This window comes from Pseudomonas sp. GD04015, from assembly GCF_029837675.1.
Classification (GTDB): Bacteria; Pseudomonadota; Gammaproteobacteria; order Pseudomonadales; family Pseudomonadaceae; genus Aquipseudomonas; species Aquipseudomonas paralcaligenes.
This window is the reverse complement of record NZ_JAOEEE010000064.1, coordinates 1-8,973: the sequence shown is the minus strand read 5'-3', so window position 1 is coordinate 8,973 and position 8,973 is coordinate 1. Positions and strand designations below refer to the sequence as shown.

At 68.5% G+C, this 8,973-nt stretch carries 10 protein-coding genes and 1 pseudogene; 7 read left to right on the top strand and 4 right to left on the bottom strand.

Annotation, left to right across the window (positions count from 1 at the left end):
• The 3 genes from N7640_RS25455 to N7640_RS25445 all read right to left on the bottom strand — a co-directional run.
• The coding region (locus N7640_RS25455) for an enoyl-CoA hydratase-related protein (RefSeq protein WP_279906268.1) at positions 1–733 on the bottom strand (733 nt) is incomplete at its 3' end.
• 111 nt (positions 734–844) lie between these two features.
• Positions 845–1,786: an iron-sulfur-binding ferredoxin reductase gene (locus tag N7640_RS25450; protein ID WP_279906041.1), complete on the bottom strand. Its 942-nt coding sequence runs from the start codon at positions 1,784–1,786 to the stop codon at positions 845–847.
• Positions 1,779–2,906 carry a GGDEF domain-containing protein gene (locus N7640_RS25445; RefSeq protein ID WP_220812806.1) on the bottom strand — a complete coding sequence of 376 codons (1,128 nt, stop codon included), beginning with the start codon at positions 2,904–2,906 and terminating at the stop codon, positions 1,779–1,781. Before N7640_RS25445 ends, N7640_RS25450 begins: the two co-directional genes overlap by 8 nt.
• 215 nt (positions 2,907–3,121) lie before the next feature.
• On the opposite strand from N7640_RS25445, the gene N7640_RS25440 reads away from it, so the two are divergent.
• The 6 genes from N7640_RS25440 to N7640_RS25415 all read left to right on the top strand — a co-directional run bounded on the left by N7640_RS25440 (position 3,122) and on the right by N7640_RS25415 (position 7,345).
• Entirely contained in the window at positions 3,122–4,645 is a 1,524-nt protein-coding gene (locus N7640_RS25440; protein WP_279906040.1) for a fumarate hydratase, read from the top strand.
• Between the two features lie 206 nt (positions 4,646–4,851).
• Positions 4,852–5,415 (top strand): antibiotic biosynthesis monooxygenase, encoded by a 564-nt coding sequence (locus N7640_RS25435; protein WP_279906039.1) that lies wholly within the window; start codon positions 4,852–4,854, stop codon positions 5,413–5,415.
• Between the two features lie 84 nt (positions 5,416–5,499).
• Positions 5,500–6,210, top strand: coding sequence for a dihydromonapterin reductase (folM, locus tag N7640_RS25430; protein WP_279906038.1), 711 nt, complete (start codon positions 5,500–5,502; stop codon positions 6,208–6,210).
• A 72-nt stretch (positions 6,211–6,282) separates the two neighbouring features.
• Positions 6,283–6,654 carry a dihydroneopterin triphosphate 2'-epimerase gene (gene folX / locus N7640_RS25425; RefSeq protein ID WP_220812802.1) on the top strand — a complete coding sequence of 124 codons (372 nt, stop codon included), beginning with the start codon at positions 6,283–6,285 and terminating at the stop codon, positions 6,652–6,654.
• 62 nt (positions 6,655–6,716) lie between these two features.
• On the top strand, positions 6,717–7,013 hold the full coding sequence (locus tag N7640_RS25420) for a DUF1244 domain-containing protein (RefSeq protein ID WP_220812801.1): 297 nt from the start codon (positions 6,717–6,719) through the stop codon (positions 7,011–7,013).
• Positions 7,010–7,345: a HopJ type III effector protein gene (locus N7640_RS25415; protein WP_279906036.1), complete on the top strand. Its 336-nt coding sequence runs from the start codon at positions 7,010–7,012 to the stop codon at positions 7,343–7,345. Before N7640_RS25420 ends, N7640_RS25415 begins: the two co-directional genes overlap by 4 nt.
• A 255-nt stretch (positions 7,346–7,600) precedes the next feature.
• On the opposite strand, the gene N7640_RS25410 is transcribed toward N7640_RS25415, so the two are convergent.
• On the bottom strand, positions 7,601–8,425 hold the full coding sequence (locus N7640_RS25410; protein ID WP_279906035.1) for an ATPase: 825 nt from the start codon (positions 8,423–8,425) through the stop codon (positions 7,601–7,603).
• Positions 8,426–8,677: 252 nt separating this feature from the next.
• Here N7640_RS25410 and N7640_RS25405 point away from each other — a divergent pair.
• A pseudogene (locus N7640_RS25405) lies at positions 8,678–8,860 on the top strand (hypothetical protein); the annotation flags it as partial.
• Positions 8,861–8,973 lie beyond the last annotated feature (113 nt).

Below are 8,973 nucleotides of genomic sequence, written 5' to 3'. Positions count from 1 at the left end.
AGGCCGACAGCGCCTCGACCGCCTCCGGCGAGCGCAGGCGCTGGGCGAACAGGGCGCCCTCCTCCTCGATCACCTTGCGCAGCTCCTCGCGCGCAGGCGCGCGCATCAGACGCTTGCAGTCGAGCAGCGCCGAGGGCGCCAGTTCGAGGAAGCGCAGCGCCATCTCGCGCGCCCTGGCCAGCGTGCTGGGGCCATCCTCCAGCGCCGCGGTGGCGATGCCCCACTCGGCGGCCTGAGCGCCACTGAAGACTTCGCCCAGCAGCAGCACCTCGGACGCCTTCGCCTGGCCGAGCAGGCGCGGCAGAATCAGGCTGGAACCGTATTCCGGGCACAGGCCGAGATTGACGAAGGGGGTGCGCAGCTTGGCGTCGCGCGCCACGTACACCAGGTCGCAGTGCAGCAGCAGCGTGGTGCCGATACCCACAGCGGGGCCGGCCACCGCGGCCACCACCGGCTTGGAGAAGTCGAACAGCGCGCGCATGAAGCGGAACACCGGGCTGTCCGTGCCGCTGAGCGGCGACTGCAGGAAATCGGCCACGTCGTTGCCGCTGGTGAAGCATTCCGGCCCGCCGGTGATCAGCACCGCGCGAACGCCACGATCCCCATCGGCCTCTTCCAGCACCTCGGCCATCCGGCTGTACATGGCAAGGGTCAGCGCATTCATCTTGTCCGGGCGGGCCAGGCGCAGGGTCAGCAACCCCCCTTCGCGTTCGACCTGTATGTGTTCGCTCATCGCAGCTCCATTGTCTTCGGGGTGTCGGCCGAGGCCATGCACCCGCGGGAAAGGTATCCGCGCCTGCCTTGCGCTATCCGGAAACCGTCTGGCATTCCGGTGCGCGCCGGGCTAGGCGTGGGGAAGGAAGAGGTCGGCCAATACCTGGTTGCGCGGCACGCCGATCAGGAACAGACGGCGGGCGAAGGCTTCCACGCTGGCGGGCGAGCCGCAGAGTAAGGCGAGGGTCTGCCGCGAAACAAGCCGCAGTTCCGCCAAAACCGCAGCCTGCTCGGACTCGGCCACCAGCTGCACCTGGAGCTGCGGATGGGCGACGGCCAGCGCCCGCAGCGGCTCGGCGAGGTAATGACCGACCTCGTCATTCGCCTGGTGAATGACCCGTATCGGGCCCTGGTGATGCTGGCGCAGTGCCTCGCGCAGCACGCCCCACAGGGGCGCCAGGCCGGTGCCGGCGGCCAGCAGCCAGAGTGGCCGCTCGCTCCAGTCCGGGTCATAGTGCAGCGCGCCGCCACGCAGCTCGCCCAGGCGCAGCGGGTCGCCCGGCCGCAGGTGGCGGGCGACGTCACTGAATGCGCCACCCTGGCGGCAGTCCAGGTGGAACTCCAGCCAGGGCTCGCCCGGCAGGCTGGCCAGCGAATAGGGGCGCGCCACGCCCGTGTCGGCCCACAGCACCAGATGCTGGCCGGCCTCGTAGCGCAGCGGCCGCTCTGGCTGCACCCGCAGACGCAACACCCGCGATCCGAGCCAGTCGAGCGACGCCACCCGCGCGGGCAGGCCGTCGTGGGCGGGATCGAACAGCCTGACCTCGACATCGCCCACGACCCGGCACTGGCAGGCCAGGCGCCAGCCCTGGTCGCGACGCTCCTCGCTCAGGGCCTCGGGCCGCTCGTCCAGCAGCTCGCCGCGCACGCAGCGCACCAGGCAGGCGTGACAACTGCCGGAGCGGCAGCTGTAGGGCACCCGCAGACCGGCGCCGTTGAGCACATCGAGCAGGTTGCTACCGGCAGGCACCGGCCAGGCACGGCCGGCGGCATGCACCCTCGGTTCAGGCACCGGCGCCCTCCCAGGCCGCGTCGCAGCGGTTGCGCCCGCCGCGCTTGGCCCGGTACAGCGCCTGGTCGGCGCGCTGCAGCGCCTCGTCGAGATCGTCGCCCTCGCAGAGCAGGGTCATGCCCGCCGAGAGGCTGAGGTTGCTGACCTGCACGCCGACCGGCTCGGCGCTGGCGAAGGCCTCGCGCAGCCGCTCACAGCAACTGGTGAACTGGTCGGCGTCGGTGTTGGGCAGCAGCAGCACGAATTCCTCGCCGCCGTAGCGGGCCAGCACGTCGCCGTCGCGCAGGCAGGCCCGCGCCACTGCGGCGAAGGTCTGCAGCACGCGGTCGCCGGCGGCATGTCCGTACATGTCGTTGATGCGCTTGAAGTGGTCCAGATCGATCAGCGCCAGGCCGTGCTGACGGCCGTGGCCTAGGTTGTCCAGCTCGCGCAGGGCCAGGCGCAGGAAATGACGGCGGTTGAACAGGCCGGTCAGCTCGTCGGTGGCCACCAGGTCCTCGAGCTGGCGCATCATGCCGCGCAGGGTGTCCTGATGCGCCTGCAAGGCGTAGCGCCGCTGGCGCATGCGTTGGCGCATGGCCTGCACGTAGCTGGCGAACAGGCTCTGCCAGACCAGGCCGATGAACAGCGCCGAACACTGCAGCAGCGCCTGGGCCGGCTCGGCGAGGCGCATCTGGTAGCCGTCCCACAGATTGAGGCCGGCGAAGGCGAAGAAGGCGATGGCGGCGTTGCGCACGAACACCCGCGGGCGCAGCTGGAACACGCCGAACATCAGGATGACCATGTAGAACATCAGCAGGCTGCCGCGCGCGCTGTCGAGCTGCGCCAGCAGCGCGGTGTGCAGGGCAACACCCACGAGGATCTGCGCTTCGGTCAGGCTGGGGTCGCCGAAACGCAGGTTGCGACCGCTGATGAACAGCAGGAAGAACACCAGCTGGCTGACCACCGCCAGACCGGTGCAGAACAGTGCGAATTGCAGGGTGCCGTTGTACAAGCCGGCCCAGACGGCGATCCAGAGCGTCAGAATAACCAGGGCGTAACTCGCTACCGCCATGCCGAAACGCTTCAGCAACAGGCTCTGCAGGCTTCGTCTCGTCGCCCCCGGACTACTCACGCTCATGGGCTCCATCCCGTACTGGCACCTTGCCCAACTCTACCTTCGTGATCACAAAATTGATAGCGCACCGGCCGCCACCTATCGACCATCGGCCACCGCTCGCGGACTGTGCCCACCCCTGCCGCCGCGCTATACTGCGGCGCCGTTTTTTCCGCAGTCGCGCCGGGTCGTGGTCCGGCGTTTCCTTATATAGATGTTCCCCGATAGAGGAGCGCACCATGACCGTGATCAAGCAGGATGACCTGATTCAGAGCGTCGCCGACGCCCTGCAGTTCATCTCCTACTACCACCCCGTCGACTTCATCCAGGCCATGCATGAGGCCTACCTGAAGGAAGAATCGCCCGCCGCGCGCGACTCCATGGCGCAGATCCTGATCAACTCGCGCATGTGCGCCACCGGCCACCGGCCGATCTGCCAGGACACCGGCATCGTCACCGTGTTCATCAAGGTCGGCATGGACGTGCGCTGGAACGGCGCCACCATGAGCGTCGACGACATGATCAACGAGGGCGTGCGCCGCGCCTACAACCTGCCGGAGAACGTCCTGCGCGCCTCGATCCTGGCCGACCCGGCCGGCGCCCGCAAGAACACCAAGGACAACACCCCGGCGGTGATCCACTACTCCATCGTCCCCGGCGACAAGGTCGAAGTGGACGTCGCGGCCAAGGGCGGCGGCTCGGAGAACAAGTCGAAGATGGCCATGCTCAACCCGTCCGACTCGATCGTCGACTGGGTGCTCAAGACCGTGCCGACCATGGGCGCCGGCTGGTGCCCGCCGGGCATGCTCGGCATCGGCATCGGCGGTACCGCCGAGAAGGCCGCGGTGATGGCCAAGGAAGTGCTGATGGAGCACATCGACATCCACGAACTGAAGGCCCGCGGCCCGCAGAACCGCATCGAGGAACTGCGCCTGGAGCTGTTCGACAAGGTCAACCAGCTGGGCATCGGCGCCCAGGGCCTGGGCGGCCTGACCACCGTGCTCGACGTCAAGATCATGGACTACCCGACCCACGCCGCCAGCCTGCCGGTGTGCATGATCCCCAACTGCGCCGCCACCCGCCACGCCCACTTCGTGCTCGACGGCTCCGGCCCGGCCGAGCTGGAAGCGCCGGACCTCTCCGCCTACCCGGAAATCGTCTGGGAAGCCGGCCCGAGCGCGCGCCGCGTCAACCTCGACGAGATCACCCCGGAAGAAGTGCAGAGCTGGAAACCGGGCGAGACGGTGCTGCTCAACGGCAAGATGCTCACCGGCCGCGACGCCGCGCACAAGCGCATGGTCGACATGCTGAACAAGGGCGAGCCGCTGCCGGTGGACCTCAAGGGCCGCTTCATCTACTACGTCGGCCCGGTCGATCCGGTCGGTGACGAAGTGGTCGGCCCGGCCGGCCCGACCACCGCCACGCGGATGGACAAGTTCACCCGCCAGATCCTCGAAAGCACCGGCCTGCTGGGCATGATCGGCAAATCCGAGCGCGGCCCGATCGCCATCGACGCGATCAAGGACAACAAGGCCGTCTACCTGATGGCCGTAGGCGGCGCCGCCTACCTGGTCGCCCAGGCGATCAAGAAGTCCAAGGTGCTGGCCTTCGCCGAACTGGGCATGGAAGCGATCTACGAGTTCGAAGTGAAGGACATGCCGGTGACCGTCGCGGTCGACACCAACGGCGAATCGGTGCACATCACCGGCCCGGCGATCTGGCAGAAGAAGATCGCCGAGAACCTGGCGGTGGAAGTGAAGTAAGCGCCCATGCGCTGCGAAAAAGCCCGGCCCAGCGCCGGGCTTTTTCTTTTGCCCGCCCCGTTGCCCGAATGCCCTTCCGACTACCTCTAGCCATCCTCCATAAATGGCAATAACATTGACCTAATCTCTATGTTCCGCCATCACCCCGGCGGGCCATACCGCGCAACACCCTACCCGGGCCGCGCCTGTCGCTGTGGAGATACACGATGTCTACCGATCCGGTCACCATGCTGGTGGCACGCCGCGTTCCGCGCGAGTGCTTCCACGACTTCCGCGCCTGGCTGCACGAAGGCCAGCAACTCGCCGCCGACTTCCCCGGCTACCTGGGCTCCGGCGTCCTGGCCCCGCCGCCCGGGGACGACGAATTCCAGATCGTGTTCCGCTTCGCCGATGCCGCCACCCTCGCCGCCTGGGAGCACTCCGCCTCGCGCCGCACCTGGCTGCAGCGCGGCGCCGGCCTGTTCGCCCAGCCCCACGAGCACCGCATCAGCGGCCTCGACGCCTGGTTCGGCAACGCCGACCGCCGGCCGCCGCGCTGGAAGCAGAGCATCGCCATCTGGCTGGCCTTCTTCCCGGTGTCGCTGGCCTTCAACCTGCTGTTCGGCGGCTTCATGGCCGAGTGGCCGCTGGTGCTGCGCGTGCTGCTCGGCACCCTGGTGCTGACGCCGCTGATGACCTACTGGTTCATCCCGCTCTCCACCCACCTGCTGGAGCCCTGGCTGCAGGGGCGTCGCGCCCGCGCCGCGGACGAGCCGCTGCAGGCCCGCTGAGACGCCTCCCCGCCAGCGCGCAGGGTTGTGGCGCGGCGGGGCCTGGAGTTTACTTGCCGATCCAGCCAGATCGACGAGCCCCGCATGAACGCCTCCGCCGCTCCCATCCTGATCACCGGCGCCGGCCAGCGCATCGGCCTGCACTGCGCCCTGCGCCTGCTCGACGAGGGCCAGCCGGTGATCTTCAGCTACCGCAGCGAACGCGAGGGCGTGCGCCTGCTGCGCGAGCGCGGCGCCACCGCCCTGCAGGCCGACTTTTCCAGCGAGGCCGGCATCCTGGCCTTCATCGAACAGCTGAAGGGCCACACCGACCGCCTGCGCGCCATCGTCCACAACGCCTCGGACTGGGAGACCGAGACGCCCGACCACGAGGCCGAGGTGTTCCAGCGCATGGTCGGCGTGCACATGCTGGCGCCCTACCTGATCAACCTGCACTGCGAGGAACTGCTGCGCCGCAGCACGCCGGCGGACATCGTCCACCTGAGCGACGACGTGGCGCGCACCGGCAGCGCCAAGCGCCCCGCCTACTGCGCCAGCAAGGCCGGGCTGGACAGCCTGACCCTGTCCTTCGCCGCGCGCTTCGCCCCGGCCATCAAGGTCAACGGCATCGCCCCGGCGCTGATCCAGTTCAACGAGTGCGACGACGACGAGTACCGCGCCCGGCGCCTGGCCGAATCGGCCCTGGGCATCGAGCCCGGTGCCGAGGTGATCTACCAGAGCCTGCGCTACCTGCTGGACAACCCCTACGTCACCGGCACCACGCTGGCGGTCAACGGCGGTCGTCATCTGCGCTGACCGCGGGTATGCTGGGCGCCCCGGCGCACGACGCGCCGGCGATACCCGCAACTGACCGGACGGAGCACTCAAATGCCGCGACTGGAACCTGGGATGGCGCGCATCCGGGTCAAGGACCTGCGCCTGCGCACCTACATCGGCATCAAGGAAGAGGAGATCAACAACAAGCAGGACGTGCTGATCAACCTCACCATCCTCTACCCCGCCGCCGAGGCGGTGCAGGGCAACGACATCGACCATGCCCTGAACTACCGCACCATCACCAAGGCGGTGATCCGCCACGTCGAGGAGAACCGCTTCGCCCTGCTCGAGCGCCTGACCCAGGAGATCCTCGACCTGGTCATGGCCAACCCGGCGGTGCGCTACGCCGAGGTGGAAGTGGACAAGCTGCACGCCCTGCGCTTCGCCGAGTCGGTGTCGATCACCCTGGCGGGCCATCGCTAGGGCGTTGCCGCTGCCGGAGCGGGCTTCTATCATCTGCCACCCAGACGACCGGGAGCCCGACCATGACCGAACAGCAACGCATCGAACTGGAGGCCGCCGCCTTCCGCAACCTGGTCCAGCACCTGCGTTCGCGCCCCGATGTGCAGAACATCGACCTGATGAACCTCTCCGGCTTCTGCCGCAACTGCCTTTCCAAATGGTACAAGGCCGCCGCCGACGACCTCGGCGTCGAGCTGAGCCAGGACCAGGCGCGCGAGGCGATCTACGGCATGCCCTACGCCGAGTGGAAAGCCAAGCACCAGAAAGAAGCCAGCGCCGAGCAACTGGCGGCCTTCGACAAAGGACAGCAACAGCCATGAGCCTGCAAGACTTCCGCGCCCGCCTGCACGGCGAGCAGTTCCAGTTCGCCGACACCCTGGCCTTCGTCGCCGAACACTACGACTACCAGCCCAGCGCCTTCCGCAACGGCGGCGTGGAGAACGCCGCCGGACAGAACGAGGGCTCGTGCAAGACCCTCGGCCTGGCCCAGCTGGAAGGCTTCAGCCTGGAGGAAACCCTGCGCGCCTTCGGCGAGCACTACCGCGCCGTGCTGGCCACGCCGGAAGGCAGCGACCACGCCAACATCCGCGCCCTGCAGCGGACCGGCCTGGGCGGCGTGCAGTTCGAGCGGCCGCCGCTCACGCGCAAGTGATGCGGGCCATGAAAAGGCGGTGTCCCCGTTAGATGTTGTAGTGCCCTGAGCGCTTCTGGATCCCCGCCTTCGCGGGGATGACGGTTTGGAGGATTCCACCCCTACCTCGTCATCCCCGCGCAGGCGGGGACCCAAGGACAAGCAGCCGCAGTATTCAGACAGCGGGGCTTGCCCGCGCAGCACGTAACCGGGACACAGCCATGAAAAACGCCGCGATCCGGTAGCCGGATCGCGGCGTTTTCTTTTCCCGGCGGCTCAGGGACGGGCGTTGAGCTGCTGCTGCAGGTTCTGCACCTGGGCCTGCAGGCCGTTGATGTTGCGGGTGACCTGGGCGCGGAAGGCGTCGAACTCGGCGGTATTGTTCTGCGCCGCGCGGGTCTCCAGTTCGCTGCGCAGCACCAGCAGGTCCTGCTCCAGGGTGCGCACGGCCTGGCTCGGGTCGCCCTTCTTCTTCAGCGCCTCGATGTCGGCGGCCTGGCTCTTGAGCTGCTCCTGCAGCTTGCCGACGCCCGCCAGCCCGGCCTGCTGCTCGCCGGACAGCTTCTCCAGCCGGCCGTCGAACTGGGCGACGGCGCCCTGCTGGGTCTTCAGGTCGGCGGCGACCTGCTCGATGCGCTTGTCCTGGCCGCTCACCTGGCCAGCCACGGTCTGCTGCTGCTTGCCCAGCTCGGCCAGCTTCGCCTCCAGCTGCTTGACCCGCAGCTTGAGCGCCTCGCTGCCGCTGGTGACGGTGGACTCGGCCGCCACCACCTTGCCGCTGATGTCCTGGATGCGCCCGGCGGCGTCTTCGCTGATGCGGGCGAAGGTCTCCTGGGTCACCACCAGTTGGGCCTGCATCTGGGCGATCTGCTGGTAGCTCCACCAGCTCAGGCCGCCGAGGGCGATGACCAGGGCGCCGATCAGCGCCCACAGCGGGCCGGTGCCGACGCCGCGGCGGCGCTCCACCTGGACGGTGCGCCCTACGGCACGGGGTGCGGGCTCAGGGGCGGGGGTGTAACTGTTCTGGTAGTCGTCGCGATCACGCGGGTCGGTGGTCAGGCTGGGAACGTGATCCAGCTCATCGTGGGCGTCGTTGCGCATAGGAACCTTCGGAAATACGGAAAGGCAGGGCGGATGGCGGCCAGTATACCGGGTCGCCGGCCGGGTCGCCGGTTCGCTTCAACGGGCGCCAGAGCGGTGCGCCATGCACCAGCTGCGTGCGACCGGCCGCCTATGGACCTGTGAACGCCCGCACAGTTCGGCGCTCGACCGCTCTGGCACGCCACTTGCCTGTGTACCCGCAGTATCCGCCGGGGGATCGGCGAGCCGAGCAACCGCTATGAGGGAGCCGCCATGGAACTGAACAAAGCCGTTCTGGATTGCATGCGTTCGCTGCGCCGCCGCCTGCGCGAAGAGATGGCCCTGGACATCCACCTCAACCAGCCCGATGCCGTGGAGGCCATGCTGCTCGCCTGCCTGCGCTCCAATGACGCGGACACCCGCGCACTGGGCGTCAGCCTCGCCGAACTCAGCGACATGCCCCAGGCCGCCGCGCCGGCGCACCCGGTGCGCCAGTATCGCGGCCACGAACTGCCCGACGAGGCGGCGGCACCCCGGGTCGTCGACGAGGAACCACGCAGCCATTCGGT

What these genes read in the sequence shown, in the direction of transcription:
- N7640_RS25410 (WP_279906035.1), bottom strand. Translation starts at nt 8,425, where the DNA reads ATGCGCAACGACGCCCACGATGAGCTGGATCACGTTCCCAGCCTGACC.
- N7640_RS25415 (WP_279906036.1), top strand. Translation starts at nt 7,010, where the DNA reads ATGAGCCTGCAAGACTTCCGCGCCCGCCTGCACGGCGAGCAGTTCCAG.
- folX (WP_220812802.1), top strand. Translation starts at nt 6,283, where the DNA reads ATGCCGCGACTGGAACCTGGGATGGCGCGCATCCGGGTCAAGGACCTG.
- N7640_RS25420 (WP_220812801.1), top strand. Translation starts at nt 6,717, where the DNA reads ATGACCGAACAGCAACGCATCGAACTGGAGGCCGCCGCCTTCCGCAAC.
- N7640_RS25445 (WP_220812806.1), bottom strand. Translation starts at nt 2,906, where the DNA reads ATGAGCGTGAGTAGTCCGGGGGCGACGAGACGAAGCCTGCAGAGCCTG.
- N7640_RS25440 (WP_279906040.1), top strand. Translation starts at nt 3,122, where the DNA reads ATGACCGTGATCAAGCAGGATGACCTGATTCAGAGCGTCGCCGACGCC.
- folM (WP_279906038.1), top strand. Translation starts at nt 5,500, where the DNA reads ATGAACGCCTCCGCCGCTCCCATCCTGATCACCGGCGCCGGCCAGCGC.
- N7640_RS25435 (WP_279906039.1), top strand. Translation starts at nt 4,852, where the DNA reads ATGTCTACCGATCCGGTCACCATGCTGGTGGCACGCCGCGTTCCGCGC.